This is a genomic window from Rasiella sp. SM2506, assembly GCF_050859505.1.
Taxonomy (GTDB): domain Bacteria; phylum Bacteroidota; class Bacteroidia; order Flavobacteriales; family Flavobacteriaceae; genus Marinirhabdus.
Window position 1 is genome coordinate 532002 of record NZ_CP193934.1, and the last position, 17230, is coordinate 549231.

Annotated in this window: 15 protein-coding genes; 7 read left to right on the top strand and 8 right to left on the bottom strand. The window is 35.4% G+C overall.

What is annotated here, in order from left to right; genetic code table 11:
- Positions 1 to 63 precede the first annotated feature (63 nt).
- Positions 64 to 942: a flavin reductase family protein gene (locus ACQ2HF_RS02575; protein ID WP_432411955.1), complete on the bottom strand. Its 879-nt coding sequence runs from the start codon at positions 940 to 942 to the stop codon at positions 64 to 66.
- Positions 943 to 1037: 95 nt separating this feature from the next.
- On the opposite strand from ACQ2HF_RS02575, the gene ACQ2HF_RS02580 reads away from it, so the two are divergent.
- Positions 1038 to 2201 (top strand): sensor histidine kinase, encoded by a 1164-nt coding sequence (locus tag ACQ2HF_RS02580; protein ID WP_432411956.1) that lies wholly within the window; start codon positions 1038 to 1040, stop codon positions 2199 to 2201.
- A 1-nt stretch (position 2202) separates the two neighbouring features.
- Positions 2203 to 2538, top strand: coding sequence for a hypothetical protein (locus ACQ2HF_RS02585; RefSeq protein ID WP_432411957.1), 336 nt, complete (start codon positions 2203 to 2205; stop codon positions 2536 to 2538).
- On the opposite strand, the gene ACQ2HF_RS02590 is transcribed toward ACQ2HF_RS02585, so the two are convergent.
- Together ACQ2HF_RS02590 and greA are read right to left on the bottom strand one after the other, a co-directional pair.
- Positions 2535 to 2924, bottom strand: a complete 390-nt coding sequence (locus tag ACQ2HF_RS02590) for an HIT family protein (RefSeq protein WP_432411958.1) — start codon at positions 2922 to 2924, stop codon at positions 2535 to 2537. The genes ACQ2HF_RS02585 and ACQ2HF_RS02590 overlap by 4 nt on opposite strands.
- A gap of 3 nt (positions 2925 to 2927) precedes the next feature.
- Positions 2928 to 3404 carry a transcription elongation factor GreA gene (greA, locus tag ACQ2HF_RS02595; protein ID WP_432411959.1) on the bottom strand — a complete coding sequence of 159 codons (477 nt, stop codon included), beginning with the start codon at positions 3402 to 3404 and terminating at the stop codon, positions 2928 to 2930.
- A 215-nt stretch (positions 3405 to 3619) separates the two neighbouring features.
- On the opposite strand from greA, the gene ACQ2HF_RS02600 reads away from it, so the two are divergent.
- Positions 3620 to 4069, top strand: coding sequence for a hypothetical protein (locus ACQ2HF_RS02600; protein WP_432411960.1), 450 nt, complete (start codon positions 3620 to 3622; stop codon positions 4067 to 4069).
- Positions 4070 to 4092: 23 nt separating this feature from the next.
- Here ACQ2HF_RS02600 and ACQ2HF_RS02605 read toward each other — a convergent pair whose 3' ends face one another.
- Complete coding sequence (locus ACQ2HF_RS02605; RefSeq protein WP_432411961.1) at positions 4093 to 4308, bottom strand: hypothetical protein; 216 nt, start codon at positions 4306 to 4308, stop codon at positions 4093 to 4095.
- 236 nt (positions 4309 to 4544) lie between these two features.
- On the opposite strand from ACQ2HF_RS02605, the gene ACQ2HF_RS02610 reads away from it, so the two are divergent.
- From ACQ2HF_RS02610 to ACQ2HF_RS02620, 3 genes are all read left to right on the top strand, one after another.
- On the top strand, positions 4545 to 4769 hold the full coding sequence (locus tag ACQ2HF_RS02610; RefSeq protein WP_432411962.1) for a hypothetical protein: 225 nt from the start codon (positions 4545 to 4547) through the stop codon (positions 4767 to 4769).
- A 70-nt stretch (positions 4770 to 4839) separates the two neighbouring features.
- Entirely contained in the window at positions 4840 to 5583 is a 744-nt protein-coding gene (locus ACQ2HF_RS02615; RefSeq protein WP_432411963.1) for a GLPGLI family protein, read from the top strand.
- Positions 5580 to 8219, top strand: a complete 2640-nt coding sequence (locus ACQ2HF_RS02620; RefSeq protein ID WP_432411964.1) for a hypothetical protein — start codon at positions 5580 to 5582, stop codon at positions 8217 to 8219. Before ACQ2HF_RS02615 ends, ACQ2HF_RS02620 begins: the two co-directional genes overlap by 4 nt.
- Positions 8220 to 8285: 66 nt before the next feature.
- Here ACQ2HF_RS02620 and ACQ2HF_RS02625 read toward each other — a convergent pair whose 3' ends face one another.
- A complete protein-coding gene (locus ACQ2HF_RS02625) occupies positions 8286 to 10463 on the bottom strand; it encodes a TonB-dependent receptor (protein ID WP_432411965.1) in 2178 nt (725 codons plus the stop codon).
- Positions 10464 to 10833: 370 nt separating this feature from the next.
- Here ACQ2HF_RS02625 and ACQ2HF_RS02630 point away from each other — a divergent pair, with 370 nt between their 5' ends.
- Positions 10834 to 13281, top strand: a complete 2448-nt coding sequence (locus tag ACQ2HF_RS02630; RefSeq protein WP_432411966.1) for an ATP-binding response regulator — start codon at positions 10834 to 10836, stop codon at positions 13279 to 13281.
- Here ACQ2HF_RS02630 and ACQ2HF_RS02635 read toward each other — a convergent pair.
- The 3 genes from ACQ2HF_RS02635 to ACQ2HF_RS02645 all read right to left on the bottom strand — a co-directional run bounded on the left by ACQ2HF_RS02635 (position 13278) and on the right by ACQ2HF_RS02645 (position 17225).
- A complete protein-coding gene (locus tag ACQ2HF_RS02635; RefSeq protein ID WP_432411967.1) occupies positions 13278 to 14627 on the bottom strand; it encodes a sigma-54-dependent transcriptional regulator in 1350 nt (449 codons plus the stop codon). The two genes, ACQ2HF_RS02630 and ACQ2HF_RS02635, sit on opposite strands and share 4 nt — an antisense overlap.
- A 667-nt stretch (positions 14628 to 15294) precedes the next feature.
- Positions 15295 to 15696, bottom strand: coding sequence for an alternative ribosome rescue aminoacyl-tRNA hydrolase ArfB (arfB, locus tag ACQ2HF_RS02640; RefSeq protein ID WP_432411968.1), 402 nt, complete (start codon positions 15694 to 15696; stop codon positions 15295 to 15297).
- Positions 15696 to 17225, bottom strand: coding sequence for a DUF4301 family protein (locus tag ACQ2HF_RS02645; protein WP_432411969.1), 1530 nt, complete (start codon positions 17223 to 17225; stop codon positions 15696 to 15698). Before ACQ2HF_RS02645 ends, arfB begins: the two co-directional genes overlap by 1 nt.
- Positions 17226 to 17230: the final 5 nt, after the last annotated feature.

The window sequence follows — 17230 nt, forward strand, 5'->3', positions numbered from 1 at the left end:
ATGTATTACACTTAGACTGTACTTTTTTTGACAGTTTCAGCATTATTATATATTCTTTATTCTCTATTTTTTACTGAGCAACAAACACCAGGCTTGACTTACGTTTCCTTTGGATAGCAGAGAGTGTGCTTCTTCATGAATTTCAGCATCTGTTCCCGAGCTAATCAAATATTGATAGGGCTCTGAAGCTTGAGCTACAAAGGTATCAATTTCTTGTGCATCTGGCATTTTTTCTACATTCGCCAGTATTCCTAAATCATTTCCGGTGAGGGTTTTACTTAATCGTACTGCAACGGGCAAACGATCTACTCCCATTCCTAAGGTTCGTAAAGGTTTTTCAACCTCAAACATACCCTCTTTGGCGCGAGAGTACCAATTGCCTCCCATACGAGCCACGGTATCAATCTTAAACGGGTCTATAGCCCCATTTGCATCCAGGATTTCTTCGTGTAGGTGTACTTTTATCACTTCACAAATTACCAAATTACCCGCTCCACCTTCGCTTCCCAGACCAATTACTTCATTTACTCTACATTCAAACTGAACTGGAGCTTCTTTTACACGGGGAGGCTTTACAAGGCTTGAGGGCATTTGAGTAAATCCGGCTTTGGTAAATTCGTTAATGCCCTTGTCATATTCTGTAGAAGATAAACTCATTTGTTGCACCATAGCATGGCTCACAATGTTTATAACCACCTCCTTGGTCTCAAGAATATTTTCCAGGGTATGCTTTGTAGTATTATCACGAACTCTCCTTGCTGGAGAGAAAATCATAATAGGGGGGTTGGCACTAAAAACATTAAAAAAACTGTAGGGCGATAAGTTTACATTGCCTTCAGCATCTACAGTACTGGCAAAACAAATAGGTCTAGGCGACACCGCCCCTAACAAATAGCCGTGCAATGTACCTACAGAAATTTCTTTTGGATCTATACTTATCATAGCGCAAATGTACCCAAAGTAGCAACTAATTGAAAACTTGCTTGCACAATAATATCAACATTTTTACTTTATATTTAAACCTAAAATGGCAACGTATGCATAAAAGAAAAGCCTTTGCGAGATGGATGATTGTTCTAGCCTCACTAGGCATCATAACTTTAGTAGGTTATAACACCTATTCCTTCTTTGATCGATTGAAAGAAAACGAGCGAGCCAAAATGAAAATCTGGGCTGCGGCACAACAAGACTTACAGGAATTTCAATTAAGCGACAATATGCTATTGAGCCCCGTGGTTCTAAAAATTCTAGAAAGCAACACCACTACTCCTATGGTTTTACATACCAAAGAAGAAGATTTGTACGATTATAGAAATATAGATATTACAAAAAATGATTCTATTCATTTAAAAGAAAAGCTTATTGAACTTTCTAAGCTCTACGCACAAGAATACAAACCCTTAGAAGTAACGTATAAAAACAAAGTTCTTACCACGATCTATTACGGAAATTCTCCCATCATTAATAAACTTAAATTTTACCCAGCCCTTCTTATAGTAATTATCGCTTTAATTTTTAGCGCTGTTTATTTCTTCTATCAAACTGCAAAAAGCTCCGACCAAAACAAACTATGGGCTGGAATGGCAAAAGAAACGGCGCATCAAATAGGCACCCCGCTTTCTTCTTTAGTAGGTTGGGCCGAAATTTTAAAAATTGAAAATATAAATCCCGAGTATATTGTTGAAATAGAAAAGGACATAGACAGGTTACAAACCATAACCGAACGTTTCTCTAAAATTGGCTCCGTCCCCACCCTAAAAAAAACAGACCTGGTACAAGAAACCGTAGACGCTTACGAATATTTAAAAAACAGAAGCTCAAAATTAATTGAATTTGAATTACACGTGCCTAAAGCACCTATTTACGTAGCACTCAATCATCAATTATACAGTTGGACCATAGAGAATTTAGTTAAAAATGCTATTGATGCTATGAAGGGAAAAGGAAAAATAAGCGTTGCTATTTCGTCCAGTAATAACAAAGCTTTTATTGAAGTAACAGATACAGGAAAAGGAATTCCTAAACGAGATTTTAAAAGAGTATTTTCCCCTGGATTTACAACCAAAAAAAGAGGTTGGGGCCTTGGATTATCTTTAGTAAAAAGAATTATTGAAGAATACCACGATGGTAAAATTCGCGTTTTAAAAAGCAACCCAAAGATTGGCACTACTATGAGTATAATGCTTCGCCAAACAGAGTAACATGAAAACAACCCACACCTTACATACCGCTCGTTTAATTAACAACTGTCCTACCTGTTTTGCAACAGACGGATTGGAACTCACCTTCAGTCAGGAAAAAACGGAGAATAAATTTTACGAAAAGGGAGAGAAAGAAATCAGTTCAAAAATGTACTGTCACACCTGTAATCACGCTATTTTTCCAGAGAGCTGGACCGATGATATTGAACGGGTGCACGAATACAATAGGAAGTTGGCAGTACCTATGAGCACGGCAGTGAAATTAAAACCACTGCTTTACTTTATTATCTTAATAGACGCACTATTATTAGGTGCTTTAATCTACTATATAACTTAAAAATTTTCACCTATTTCTTGCGCTAAAGACGCGAGCTCATCTTGGCTCATTTTCACTTTATGCTGAAACGACATATCCTCCATTTCATTAATAGGGATAAGATGCACATGTACGTGAGGAACTTCCAAACCAATTACCGAGATACCTACCCGCTTGCAAGCTACTGTTTTTTCGAGCGCTTTTGCCACCTGTCTGGAAAACTGCATTAATTGCAGATAATCCTGTTCCCCTAAATCGAAAATTTTATCTACTTCTGCTTTAGGAACACATAAGGTGTGCCCTTTTGCGTTGGGGTTTACATCCAAAAAAGCAATAAATTTATGATCTTCGGCAATTTTGTGAGAAGGGATTTCGCCTTCAATTATTTTGGTAAATATAGAAGCCATGTATTATTCGCGCGTTATTTCAACAATATCAAATTTCATGGTACCATTAGGCACTTGTATTTCGGCACTATCGCCTACTTTTTTTCCTAACAATCCTTTTCCAATTGGAGAATCTACCGAGATCTTCCCGGTTTTTAAATCGGCTTCACTTTGGGCTACTAATTTATACGTCATGGTAGCACCAGTAGTTTGATTTTTTATTTTCACCGTAGAATGCACCAGTACTTTACTGGTATCTAGCTGGGTTTCGTCAATTAGTCGAGCTCCTGCTAAGGTTTCGTCCAGTCTAGAGATTCGCATTTCCAGCATACCCTGCGCTTCTTTTGCAGCATCATACTCGGCATTTTCACTTAAATCACCCTTATCACGGGCTTCAGCAATTGCTTGAGACGCTTTTGGACGCTCAACATCCTTTAAATGGTTCACTTCATCTCGAAGTTTTTTTAATCCTTCGGCAGTGTAGTAAGATACTTTGCTCATAATTCCTTCGTTGTATTCTTATAACTTAATTTTATTGCTTCTGAAAAGATACAAAATATCTCCTTCAGTTGTAAACACAAAAAATCCCATACGTGTGACGGGATTTCGTTATACAAATATACTAAAAAATAACTTGTTGGCTATTTTATCGTAATTTTGAAACTGATTCAAACAACCTTATTAGCAAAGTACAAATCTCTAAATTTTATACTGCCGTGGGCAATTCAACAAAAATAGTATTCAGCATTGGGCTTTTAAGTATCCTTTTTTTTTCCTGTAAAAAAGACGATGATTTTACGGGCAACAATCCCAATCTTATTAATCCTTTAGTAAACATTACGCTTAACTTAAGCTTACCACAGTACGATCCTTTAAGATTTCCGGGAGGAAGTGTTTTATTGAATCCTCCACAGGGAATTAGAGGTGTTGTGATTTACAATATTAATAATAATGAATACTCAGCTTTTGAGTTAAGCGATCCTAATCATACACCAAGTTCATGTTCTAGGATGGAGATTGAGGGCATTATTGCTACCTGCCCATGTCCAACAGACGACAATGAATATAACATAGTGACCGGCCAGCATATGAGCGATCAGAACTTGTTTCCTATGTTACGTTATAGAGCGGTTCGCAATGGAAATGTGATTACGGTTAGTAATTAGTACTTCGGTTACGTTTAAGTAACCTAAAACTTCACAGTAGCCCCAACTAAAAAATTAATCGTTGCCTGTGGAAAAAATCCTGCACCTTCAACCGTGGTCACCGCTGGCGGATTGCTGAAATCATCATCGAACGTAAAAAAGTACCCGTTGTTTACATATTCTACGTTGAAAATGTTATTTACCAAACCTTGTAAGACTATTTCACGTACAAAAGGAACATTATTAAAGGTGTAATTCACATTTAAGTCGTTGATAAAATAGCTATCTAACTTTGAAGCTTCGCTGCTGTGCCGTAAGCAATGGGATTGGTGATGGTGAGCAATTAGCACAAAATAAAAAATGTGTTAAAAATTTTGAACATTTGATTTTTTTTTTACTTTCATAAAAGTTTTGCAAAACTGACAAAAAAATGGAAAGCAAAGATTTTCTCTCCCCGTTAACGCTTTTCCAGTATTAATTCTTAAAACTTTTTATTATGAAACATTTACTTTTGATAATTGCATTTATTGGATTATCTTCATTTACTGTACCAACTTATGTAAATTCAGAAATTTCAGGATTCATATCTTATGAGTCTGAAGATTTTGTAGAATATTGTTATTCTTACGACGGTAATTTATTTTGCTGTAGCGCCGAAACATATCGCGAAGCAAAAAGTTGTGCGGCAAATTTATTAAAAGATTATTTAGCACAGGACTAAAGAATTAAGATTAGTTTTATAGAGGTTTCTTATTTTATGTTTAAGAAACCTCTCATAATTTAAATTTAATATGAAATATTCAATTTTTACTTGCTTTTTTCTATTTTCCTTAAATTTAATTAGTCAAGTTTATCCTACTTTGAAAATTAAATATGAATCAATTGACGAGTATTATCAAGATTCGAGTGGAGAAACAATTTTTGGACAGTTAGTTTTTTGCAATCAAGAATCTACCTATACCGAAACTCATAAAATAATTAATCCTAACACAATATTTATTGATGAAAATGATAAAATCACAGGGGACTATATTGAAGAAAAAAAGGTGTTGTATAAAAATTTCAATAAAAATTATCTACTAACTCATTCGGGCATAGCTTATGTAAAAAAAGCATTATTGAAAGATAGCCTCAATATATTTCAGTGGCAAATTATAAATAAAGAAAAAACCATCTTGGGTTATACCTGTAAAGCGGCCTCATCAAATTTTAGAGGCAGAAATTACACAGCTTATTATGTTCCAGAAATCGCAGTTTCTGATGGTCCTTGGAAATTTAATGGACTACCTGGTCTCATTCTAGAAGTTACCGATGAAAAAAACAGAATTCAATATGAAGCGGTTGAAATTATTGTCGAAAACACATTAACTGAAATTACATCCCCTTTTAATGAAAACAAGGCAATGTATTGGGATGACGTTATTGCAAAAGCAAAAAAGAAGTTTCGAGCCACACAAAATGAGATTGAGAGCAAATATAATTCAAAAACAACAGTTACCTTTAATGGTATTGAAATCTATGATTTAAATGAATGAAGTCTTGTCAATTTTTTACTTTAATTTTTCTGTTTATTACAGTTCACGTTTTTTCTCAAAAAATCAAAGTTAGTGGAACTATCTTTAACGAGAATAAAGAAACGTTACCCAATACAAGCATTACAGCTACAAATTTAGAAACAGATAAAATACTCACATATGCCATCACTAACCTAGATGGTAACTTTTCCCTTGAAATAGAAGACAAAATACCTTTCACTTTAGTGCTTGAAATCCGACACTTAAACTATTCAGGTGCCTACGAACAAATCCCAATTAATAGAGGAGAAAATTCAATTAATCAAGATATAATTTTAAAAAAACTTACACCAAACCAGCTAAAGCCTGTTTATATTGTAGCTGAGAATCGAGGGATCAAAATACGGAAGGATACCACCACTTATTCCATCGAAAAGTTTAGAGACGGTTCCGAACAGACGGTTGAAGACGTTTTGAAAAATCTTCCAGGTATAGAGGTTTTTGAGGATGGAAAAATACAGTACAAAGGCCGCGATATTGCCAAAGTTCTCTTGGAAGGCGATGACCTTTTTAACAATAACTATACAATAGGCACCAAAAATATCTCAGTAGATTTAGTGGAACAAGTCGAAGCCATAGAGCGATATTCAGAAAATCCATTGTTGAGAAATATTGAATTTACAGATAAAATTGCCCTAAATTTAAAATTAAAAGAAGGTGAGACCGATTTTTCGGGAAATGCAACGTTAGGCGTTGGTCATGAATCGAGATACTATGCAAATGTAACTGGTCTTATCATATCCAAAAAAGCAAAGAATTTTTCTAACCTTCACTACAATAACGTAGGTGAAAACACTTCTCCTTACAATATTTTTTCAAATACAATTTCATTGGACGATTTAGCTGAAGAAAGTTACACCTTATCACCCATTTTAGAAAAACAGATTTCCAACAGCCTGATTAAAAGCCAAAACCTCTTGCAGAACGATAATTATTATGGTTCTAGTAATCAAATAATCAATCTCTCGAGCAAGGTCGCATTGAGAGTCAACGCTTCTTATTTTCAGGATAGATTGAGGACAAAAACAACCCAAGAAACCCTGTATTTTACTTCTAATGACACAATTACATTTTTTCAAAATTCTACCGTTGCTGCAAGGCCTAAAATCTTAAACGCAGATTACAAACTAAGTCTTAACACTTCAGATAAATCGCTTCTTGAGATTACTGGAAAAATTAATAATACAGAAACTGACAACAGGTTCGATTTTGCTTTTAACAACCAACCTGAAAATCGAATTAGCAATACTGTTAATGATATTTTTATAAAACAAAACATAAAATACACTCATAAACTCAACGATAAGCAAGTTGTCCAAGCCACAAGTGTCTTTTTCTTAAATGAAAACCCCGAAGAAGACCTCTATAAACTACCCGTTACCATTGATACGTTAGCTTATACCAAACAAAATATTTATCAAAATAAAAAAGGGTACGTTCTCAATTTATCTCTAATAGGTGCTGGCGATAATGTTAAATATTCCAGCACAGCATCTTTTAACAACCTATACAATAGGTTTAACTCTAACCTATCTGATGCAAGCACGGGCTCAGAAAGTATTTTGAATAATCTAAAATTAGAAAATTACTGCCTTACTCTTGATAACAGCCTGTCCTATTACTTAAATAAATGGCTGTTCCGTATAAATCTTGCTTCAAATTATTTAAGTCTCGAATTAGAACAAAACAATGAGACATCATTATTGAACCGATTTATCCTAAATCCTGATATAACAATTAAACATAGCTTCAGCGAAAAAATAAATCTTGAAGGCAACTATTTCTATGAAGTCTTGCCGTTGACTTTAGACCATTTATATACCAATGCCATTTTATTGAATAATACATCAATATCAAAAAATGCGATTAGACTTAGTACACTTAGAAGTCAGCAAGCCAAATTAAGGTTTAGTTATTATGATGTTTATAACTCATTTGGAGTGTCATCCAGACTTGCATTTCGAGAAAACTTTAATCCTATAATTCCAAAAATCAATATTTTCCCCACGTTTACAGAAAGTGTTTACCTATTGACTGATATGAGTAATAAAAGATATTCTTTAGATGTTTCCAGTGAAAAATTAATTTATGATCTTTCTTCTAAATTAAAACTCAATTACAAATTCAGCATATATGAATACAACAATTTTTTACAGAATTCCATTCTTCGCAATAATGAGCTAACCTCCCACTCTTTCAGTTTTGAATACATTAGTGCATTTAGAGGGATATTTAACTTCAATAACAATTTGAATTATACCCTGAACAGCACTAACAATGGCATAGGAGAAGTTTCAAACAGCTTTGTTATAAATGAAACGGGGTTTATTATCAAACCATCGCAAAGATGGTACACAAAATTAAATTTCGATATTTATATTCCAGATGCCACTAATCTCCAAGAAACCTTTACTATATCAAACCTTGAAATAAATTACACCCAAAAAAACAAAAAGATAGATTACTCATTAATAGCAAACAATATTACAGATGAAAATGTATTTCAGCGATTTTTTGTAAGTGACTTTAACATTTCATCCAATTCTCAAACCATTGTTCCATTCAATATTATCTTTAAAATTTCATTTCGGTTTTAAACCAAATCACTCCCCAATATTTTTTATAAAAAAGTATAATATGATGTATTAACTTATCGCATATTTTTAAAACTTCACAGTAGCCCCAACTAAAAAATTAATCGTTGCCTGCGGAAAAAACCCAGCGCCTTCCACTGTGGTTATTGTCCCTGGATTACTGAAATCATCATCGAACGTAAAAAAATACCCGTTGTTTACATATTCTACGTTGAAAATGTTATTTACCAAACCTTGAAAAACTATTTCACGTACAAAAGGAATTTTTTCCAAAGTATAATTTATGTTTAGATCATTCGTAAAAAAACTATCCAACCTGGAGAGCTCACTATCTAAATTACCCATAAACTGCTCACCCACAAACTTTGTTAGAAAGCTAACCTCCAAGTTATTAATTGGACTGTAGGCAATGATATTTCCAACTACAATCTCTGGTGAAAATGCTAAGTTTGTGCTTCCTAAGTTCACTAGCTCACCATCCCTGGAAAAAATAAAATCCTGATTTTTATTACTGCTCAATGCAAAATTTGGTGACACCGAAAGCTTGTCCAAAATGGCAATATTCGCATCTATTTCCACCCCCAAACGATAACTTTTTCCGCTTGTTTCGCGCAACGGTTGCCCAACATCGTCCAAAGCACCCGTTAAGACCAGCTGGTTTTGATAATTCATATAAAACAAATTACTGTTTACTGAAACTTTAGGGGATCCAAATCGCCATCCCAGTTCAAAATCGTCTAGGGTTTCGGCAGTGAAAATATCTTGTTCAAAATCACTACGGCGCGGCTCTCTATTGGCTCTTCCGTAAGAGGCATAAAACTGGTTGCCTTTATTTAATTGAAATGAAGCTCCCGCTTTGGGATTAAAAAAATTATACGTCATCGTGTCGTTCAGCTCAATCAAATCTGACGTAGTCCCCAAGGTTTCATATCCTACAAAACGCCCTTGTAAATCTCCAAATACGCTCCATTGCTTATTTATTCTGTACGTACCTTTTCCGAAGACAGTAAATTCACTCTTATCGCCGGTTCCAAAATAATACCGATCTCTAATTTCAGACCCTCCTGCAAACTGAGCCCAAATTACTTCTCCATAATGATCGCCGTTATACTGACTATAAAATAATCCTGTTGAAATATCAAACTCGGCGTCTTTGTAATTTACATTTGCATTCAACGCATAAAAGTCGTTATCTAACCAGCGACGACGAACTAAATCTGTAGTATTTATAGTTGTTTCACCTATTACAATGGGTTCAAAACCATACGTTTCAAAATCTTCATCTTCTTTGTATTGTTCAAAATACCCTCTACCATAGGTGTAATTTAAAGCAACATTACTACTCCAGTTGTTATTATAGCGTTGGTTCCAAAGTAACTGGTAATGATCCTGGGCATAATTATCTACTTCATTATCATAAAACTGAATGTTCCCATTCTGGTCTGTATACAATCCTGAAGGATTAAAAGTTCTATCTGTGGCAAGTGTCTCTGCATCTATCCCATTATAGGCTTGATAGGTTTCTTCCCGCCCTCCAAAAACAATTGCTTTTACTAACGTATTATCGTCCTTAAAAGCCCCTTGTAAAAAATACGATTGTAAGTCGCTTGAAGCACGATCTACATATCCATCGCTTTGGATGTTGGAAAGACGTCCAGATATTTCGAAATGATCGTTAAGCAATCCCGTACTAAATTTCACACTGTGTCTTCTAGTATTATAGGAACCAAAACTATTCGAAATTTCCCCATACGCTTTTTCAGATACGGCATCGGTGAGCATATTTAAACTAGCGCCAAAGGCTCCCGAACCATTGGTAGAGGTTCCAACTCCTCGCTGTAACTGTAAACTTTGCACCGAAGATGCAAAATCTGGCAGGTTTACAAAAAAGGTTCCCTGGCTTTCGGCGTCGTTAAAGGGAATTCCATTTAGGGTTACATTTATTCTGGAAGCATCACTCCCACGAACCCGAATGTAAGTATACCCTACCCCTGCTCCAGCATCACTCGTTGTAACTACTGAAGGTAAATAATTTAATAAAATTGGGATATCCTGGCCTAGGTTTCGTTTTGTTATTTCTTCGGCCGAAAGATTGGAATGTGTAATGGGCGAATCTGCCTTGACTCTAACCGACTGCACCAAAACTTCTTCTAAAGTTTCAATACTTGTGCTGTCTTGTTGTGTTTCTTGTGCAAAACTTGCCGTTGTGGCTAGTAATGCGATGGTAATTGTGCGTAACGTTTTCATTCGTAAAAATTTGGTTTACGAATAAAAGGGGCGTTATTCTTAGTTGTTAATAATTAAGTTGTGTCTGGTCGAGTGCAGCCGAGACGTTTAGATGGCTCGACAACTACATCCCGACCGCACTCGATGCGACTGGTATATTCCTAAACAGCATTACCTGTTCCAGGTTCTATGGGTATAATCTCAGCCAAGATAATTGTTGATTTTTGATTTTCGATTGTTGATTTTTGAACTATAAAAATTCTTAAATCATAAATCTCCGATCTGCAATCTGCAATCGTCCGAGCACCCCTTTGAGATGTGATGCAAAAGTAATAAAGGGTTTTTAATTTCATTCCATTTAAAGTAACGATTTTCTGTATCTTTACTTTAGATGAGCAAACCTATTAAAACTCGTTTTCCCCTGAAAATTATTGCAAGCTACCTAGTCCTGGCGACTTTGGCGGTAGTTGTTGTAGTGTTTCTTTTTTCAGAATTACGCACCTATTTAAATGCAGCTAATGATACTGACAGCAAGGAAGTTGTAAAGACAGGATCTCTTATTAATCTGGTATACGAAACCGATAGCTACTCACGTCTCGCTTTACTTTCGGAGGATGAAGAAGACTTCGTACGCTTCCAGATTCGGGTAGATTCGTTGTACCAAAGGATAGCCGATTTCAGAAAATCTACTCCTAAAGAATCTCAAAAGATACAGCTTGATAGCATTAAAAAATTGCTTATCTCCAAAAACAAGAACATTATTGCGCTTCGGGAGCTTTCTATGGAAATGAACGAGGACAAATCGCTTGACGATATTTTACGGGAGTTTAGCAATCTGGAAAACAACATGGGTAAATTCACCTTAGAAAATTACCTTAAGCCAAAATGGAGAAGCGAAAAAGAACGCAAGTCCTGGGAAAATATCATTAGAATGTCCAACAGGAATGAAGGTGTGGATACGATGAAGATTTCGGCAAAACTTATAGATTCCACCCTCGCCACAACGCGGTTTATTGTAGCCGAAGCAAAATATAATAGAAATAAAAACAGAGAAGAGTTAAAAATTCGGGAAGCAGAACTTATCACAAACGACCTTGTGATTTCAAAAAACTTACAGGAACTTATCACGGTTTTTGACCAGGAAATTTCGAAAAATTATTTGCGGGATAAGACCGAACAACAACGTTCTATTGAAAAAGCAAGCAGTGTTTTAAAGATTTCGGGGATTGTAGGACTGGTTGTGATTTTATTATTTTCATACATCATAATTTCCGACTTTTTCAGGGCAGAAAAACTTCGGAAAAAACTTAGGATAGCAAAAGAAACCACGGAAGATGTGTTAAAAAGCAGAGAACAGCTTATTGCCACGGTGAGTCACGATCTTAAAACACCGCTACATACTATTTCTGGGTATACCGAACTCTTTAGAAATACTCAACTTTCAGAAAAACAAGAATACTATACCAACCAAATTGCCAGCGGCTCCCTATTTATCACTCAGTTGGTGAATGACCTGTTGGATTTTTCAAAACTGGAAGCGGGTAAATTGAAGATTGACCATATTGCATTTCCGCTGGAAAATATACTGTTGGAATCTGGAAATGCCATAAAAGACAGGTATTCAGACAAGGCGGTAAAGCTCCATCTTGTTATAAATGAAAAGCTAAAAAACCGATACTTTAAAAGCGATCCGTTACGCATTAGGCAAATTGTATTAAACTTAGTGAGCAATGCCTTTAAGTTTACCGAAACGGGCAGTGTTTCTATTATTGCTGAAATTGTTACGGAAAAGAAGAAGCGTACACACGTAAAGATTACAGTAAAAGATACAGGCATTGGTATTTCTGCTGAAAAACAAGAACTCATTTTCAAAGAATTTACACAAGCTGAAGAAGATACATCTCGAAAATTTGGTGGTACTGGATTGGGATTAGCAATTTCAAAAAAACTAGCCGGTTTATTGGGTGGAAATATCTCAGTAGCTAGTGAATTAGGAAAAGGAAGTTCTTTTTCGGTTATGCTGCCTTTAGAAAACGTTGAAGAAACAGAAATAGCCGTAGTTCCAAAAACTATTTCCGAAACCACACGCCTAGCCAAGATGCAGCTTAAAGCTTTGGTCTTTGACGATGATCGTGCTATGCGTTCTTTACTTTCGGAAGTTTTGGAACAGGAGGGTATTATTTGCAATGCTTTTGAAAAGTTTTCAGATTTTGAAACCATCTCCGGAGCTGTAGATTACGATTTTGTGCTTACAGACATACAAATGCCGGAAACGGATGGCTTTCAAATTTTAAAACATTTTAAGAGTGGAAATCATTTAATGTATACAGACCAACCCGTTATTGCTATGACGGGAAATCAGCAACACAAAAGCGACTATTATTTTGAGCAGGGTTTCAGTGAGTTGCTTCATAAACCTTTTCACAAAGCAGATTTACTAAACGCGCTCTACACATTGTTTGACATTGGTGAAGAGGTTATAAAAGAGCCTATAACCGCTACAAAAAAGGAGGAAGCAATATATGATTTAAGCTTATTGAAATCTTTTATGAAAGATGAAAAAGGGCTGAAAGAAATTCTATCGGTTTTTTTAATTCAGACTAAAAAAGATATGATAGAACTGAAAGAAGCTGTTACTAAAAATGATCGCGACACGGTACGTGCTTTATCACACAGAAAACTCACCATGGCACGACAAATACAAGCAAGCAGCGTAGTGTCTTTGCTAGAAATATTGGAATTAATAAAGAATGAAGACTCTGAGTTAGAACGTCTTTTTGGTGCTTTAGAAGTAGAAATGTCCAAAATGACTGTTGCGTTACAAAGCGAAATTTCCTAAAGTTCTATGTTGTAATGATTCAACTTATTGTACAGCGTTTTCCGCGTAATGTTTAAGAGTCTTGCCGCCTTAGCTTTATTGTACTCGGTTTCTTTTAAAGCATTTATAATAAGCTGTTTTTCGTTTGTCTCTTTCGAAAAATCCTTTTTCGGAGTAGTTTCTGCCCCTATAATCACTTCTCTTGGAATAACATCTATGGTAATCTTTGAAGAATTGGTAAGCAAAACCGCACGTTTCAATACATTTTTTAACTCTCTTAAATTACCCGGCCAGGCATACTTTTTGAAAGCTGTTTCAACTTGCTTATCTAAGCCCTTAATATTTTTCCCCAAAGCTGTATTAGCTTGGTCCAGGAAAAATTCGGTAAAAAGAAAAAGATCTTCTTTTCGTTCTTTTAAAGCTGGAATGTGAACTGAAAATTCGTTTAAACGATGGTATAAATCTTCGCGAAAAGTTCCTTCTGCTACGCCTTTGGTTAAGTCTTCATTCGTGGCAGAAATAATACGCAGGTCTACTTCAATTTCGTTATTACTTCCTACAGGTTTTATACGTCTTTCTTGTAGCGCACGTAATAATTGTATTTGGTTTTCATACGAAAGATTTCCCACTTCATCTAGAAACAAAGTACCGCCATCTGCCGCTTGAAAGTGACCTATTTTATCGTTTACAGCACCAGTAAAGCTTCCTTTAATATGTCCAAAAAATTCACTTGCCGCAATCTCTTTTGGAATGGCACCACAATCTACAGGTATAAAAGGCTTGCCGCTTCTTTGGCTCATATCATGAATAGCCTTAGCAGCCACTTCCTTACCCGTTCCACTCTCTCCTTGTATAAGCACACACATATTGGTGGGGCCCACTAATTGTAAATATTCATTAAACTTTTTTGAAATTTCGCTAATTCCATTTACATAGGGAGCACCTAAGCGCTTCTTTTCGGCTGGCTGTCCGTTTTGAGTAAATATTTTTTCTCGTTCTTCAGCTACTTTTGGCACAGAAGTTTTAAGCACCATCAGCAATTCTTCGGGTCTAAACGGTTTGGAAATATAATCGATAGCTCCTTTTTTAATTGCATCTACAGCTGTAGTTACATCTGCATACCCCGTCATAATAAGAACTTTGGTACCTGGAGCGGTTTCTTTACAAAATTCTAAAATTTCAATTCCCGTGGTATCAGGCAGTTTAAGATCTGTTATCACAATTCCATAAGCTGTTTTCGACAAAAGCTTACGCCCATCTTCTCCATTGTGCGCTACGGCAACTACAAAATCGTTTCGCTCCAAAAATGAGGTTAGCATTGCTGCAAAGGCAACATCATCTTCAATTAATAATATCTGTTCTGTCATAAGAAATCAGGAAAATGTAAAAATAAAGAATATACAGGCACTAAAGGTTAATAATATCTAAATAGCTATACAAAACTATAAAAGAAGTTTGAAAAGTACTCAAAAAAAAAGGGTGCCCTATTTGGGCACCCATGCGAAGTATTGAATCTAAAAATACCTGCAGCTTACTGCTTTTAAATCTATCTATACCTTGCTGTTGACTTGCAGGTTAAGGCTATTGCCTTTTAAATAGAATTTTTGAATTCACCTTTTTCAGAGTTTTATAAGCGAAACAATGGTAGCACCCTCAAATATTTTTTGCTACAGCATTATTTTACTGAGTAAATTCAGACTCGTTCACTCCAACCCATTCTGAAACACTTTTTACAAAGTGGGGATTGTTTCAGGATTTGATGGTTAACAATAGCACAAATTAGTTTTAACCTTTATTAAAAAAATGATTATGCTGTCTTATTATAGTATACGTAAGGTTTGTTACAAGCTTACCAATGTATATTTCTAAACTACTTAATAGAAATTATCAAGCCAAAGTGGCTACGAATACCAATTAAAGTCTAAATGACTACATTTAAAGCCCTTGAGGTAGTTGCTTGTAATATCCAAAAAAATAAAAAGTGTTTCCTTGGGGGTACACTTGTATAATATTTATACACTTTATGTGTATATTTTAAAATTGTGGTGGTTTACGATTGGATTTCTTCAACGCTTTTTCTTTCTTATTCCGAAGTCGTTTTTCAGTAGCCGATCTTGAAGGCTTTGTTTTCTTTCTCTTTTTTGCAATTTTTTTATGATCTTCTAAAAGTTGAAGTAGCCGTTTTGTAACCAATGTTTTATTACGATGCTGGCTTCTGGTTTCACTGCATTGCAAAACAAGTATATTTTCTGAAGTAAGGCGTGAAGATAAACGTTGTAGCAAAAGCGATTTTTCGGTTTCTGAAAGTCCTAGCGAATTTTCTATATCAAAATACACTTCCACTTTGGAGGAGGTTTTATTAACATGTTGCCCGCCTGGTCCGCTACTTCTCACGGCCTTGTATTTTAATTCAGATAAAATAATAGAAGAATTCATTAGGCGTTTGGACGATGTTCTTTCTGCAATAAGTCGTTTACTGTTTTTACAGGATTAAATGTGTTTAGAGGCACTTCTATTAAAACAGTATTCCAGCGAGCCATAGCACCATTCCATAGACCTGGAAGCTCTAAAGCTTTGAGCGGTCTCCCAAACTGGGATTTGCTTGAAATAAAACCCGTATGAGGATCACAGAATTGTGTGAGATCAAATTTATTTCCTTTATAATTCTTTACTCCGCATACCAAATCTACTGGATTGAAATGTGTGGCTTCTTTTATAAGATTCATTTGGTGTATATCCTTGGTATTGATTTGAGCCATTTCAACAATCTGAAGGCTCGTCTGCCCATGTACCTGCTTTACCCAAAATGGACCACCCCCTGGAGCTCCTGTGTTTTTTACCATTCCGCAAACACGTATGGGTCGGTTTAACACTAAAAATAATCTTTCCCGATCCTGTGGAATATCTTTTATATTCAGTTCGTTCCAGAGAAAAGATTTAATTTCAGAAACAGTTTCTTCAGTAGCTTGTTTGTTCTTTAATAGTTCCAAATAATGAAATACCTTTTCCTGTATAGAGAGTAGTTTGCCCGCAAGCATTTTTTTGTGCTCAGCAATTATTTCAGTATACTCTTGTGCGGTAACGTTGTCAATATTTTTAATGAATACAATGTCTGCATCTATCTCATTCAAGTTTTCAAGCAATGCTCCGTGACCAGAGGGCCTAAAGACTATTTCATTATTTTCGTCTCTAAAAGGCTTATTATCTGGAGTTACAGCAAGTGTATTGGTTTCAGGTTTCTGAAATGAATAGGAAATATTAAATTCGGTTTTAGTCTTTTTTGAAACACGCTTTTTAACGGTTTCAAATTGATGCTTAAAATGTGGCACGTGTGCTTCTGAAAAAGTAAAATGAAGGTATGCATCATTTTTGCTTGTTGCGTAAAGTGCACTTTCATACAATTGCTCTTCAAACGCAGTGGTGGAATATTTTGCGTATTTATGAAAAGGAATAAGCCCTTTGGGTAACTTGGCAAAATTAAGTCCTTTTTCTTCCAACATGCTTTTTACAAAAAACTGAAGCCTTGCACCCTTCCTGTTTTGCTTGTACTCGGGATAATTTTCTCGTATTTTCTTTCTCACTTCATTTACAAAAGCAAAGTCCTTTAACGATTTTGAAAATAATTCCAGTTGTTTAAAATTTCCTTTTTTTACATACCTATTGAAAGTTTCTTCTTCCGGGTTAAAATTCTCTAAAAACTCGAATAAGAACTGAAACATACGTGTTGCAGCTCCCGACGCCGGCACAAACTTTACAATGGTTTTCTGTGTTTTTAAATTTTCATATAAGGAAATAAGCGCCCGCTTACTTTTTTCTGAGATTTGCTCAATACCATTCCCTACAGAAGCTGCAGTCACAATTGTTGAAGGAGGGATTCCCTTTGCAAAAGTTTCTAATTGTGACACAACCTGCTTTGTGGTAAGGCCACTTTTTTCAATTTGCTGTACGTCCTTTTTCGTTAGCATGTAAT

What these genes read in the sequence shown, in the direction of transcription:
- ACQ2HF_RS02630 (WP_432411966.1), top strand. Translation starts at nt 10,834, where the DNA reads ATGAGCAAACCTATTAAAACTCGTTTTCCCCTGAAAATTATTGCAAGC.
- ACQ2HF_RS02590 (WP_432411958.1), bottom strand. Translation starts at nt 2,924, where the DNA reads ATGGCTTCTATATTTACCAAAATAATTGAAGGCGAAATCCCTTCTCAC.
- ACQ2HF_RS02645 (WP_432411969.1), bottom strand. Translation starts at nt 17,225, where the DNA reads ATGCTAACGAAAAAGGACGTACAGCAAATTGAAAAAAGTGGCCTTACC.
- ACQ2HF_RS02625 (WP_432411965.1), bottom strand. Translation starts at nt 10,463, where the DNA reads ATGAAAACGTTACGCACAATTACCATCGCATTACTAGCCACAACGGCA.
- ACQ2HF_RS02610 (WP_432411962.1), top strand. Translation starts at nt 4,545, where the DNA reads ATGAAACATTTACTTTTGATAATTGCATTTATTGGATTATCTTCATTT.
- ACQ2HF_RS02635 (WP_432411967.1), bottom strand. Translation starts at nt 14,627, where the DNA reads ATGACAGAACAGATATTATTAATTGAAGATGATGTTGCCTTTGCAGCA.
- arfB (WP_432411968.1), bottom strand. Translation starts at nt 15,696, where the DNA reads ATGAATTCTTCTATTATTTTATCTGAATTAAAATACAAGGCCGTGAGA.
- ACQ2HF_RS02620 (WP_432411964.1), top strand. Translation starts at nt 5,580, where the DNA reads ATGAAGTCTTGTCAATTTTTTACTTTAATTTTTCTGTTTATTACAGTT.
- ACQ2HF_RS02580 (WP_432411956.1), top strand. Translation starts at nt 1,038, where the DNA reads ATGCATAAAAGAAAAGCCTTTGCGAGATGGATGATTGTTCTAGCCTCA.
- ACQ2HF_RS02575 (WP_432411955.1), bottom strand. Translation starts at nt 942, where the DNA reads ATGATAAGTATAGATCCAAAAGAAATTTCTGTAGGTACATTGCACGGC.
- ACQ2HF_RS02585 (WP_432411957.1), top strand. Translation starts at nt 2,203, where the DNA reads ATGAAAACAACCCACACCTTACATACCGCTCGTTTAATTAACAACTGT.
- ACQ2HF_RS02615 (WP_432411963.1), top strand. Translation starts at nt 4,840, where the DNA reads ATGAAATATTCAATTTTTACTTGCTTTTTTCTATTTTCCTTAAATTTA.
- greA (WP_432411959.1), bottom strand. Translation starts at nt 3,404, where the DNA reads ATGAGCAAAGTATCTTACTACACTGCCGAAGGATTAAAAAAACTTCGA.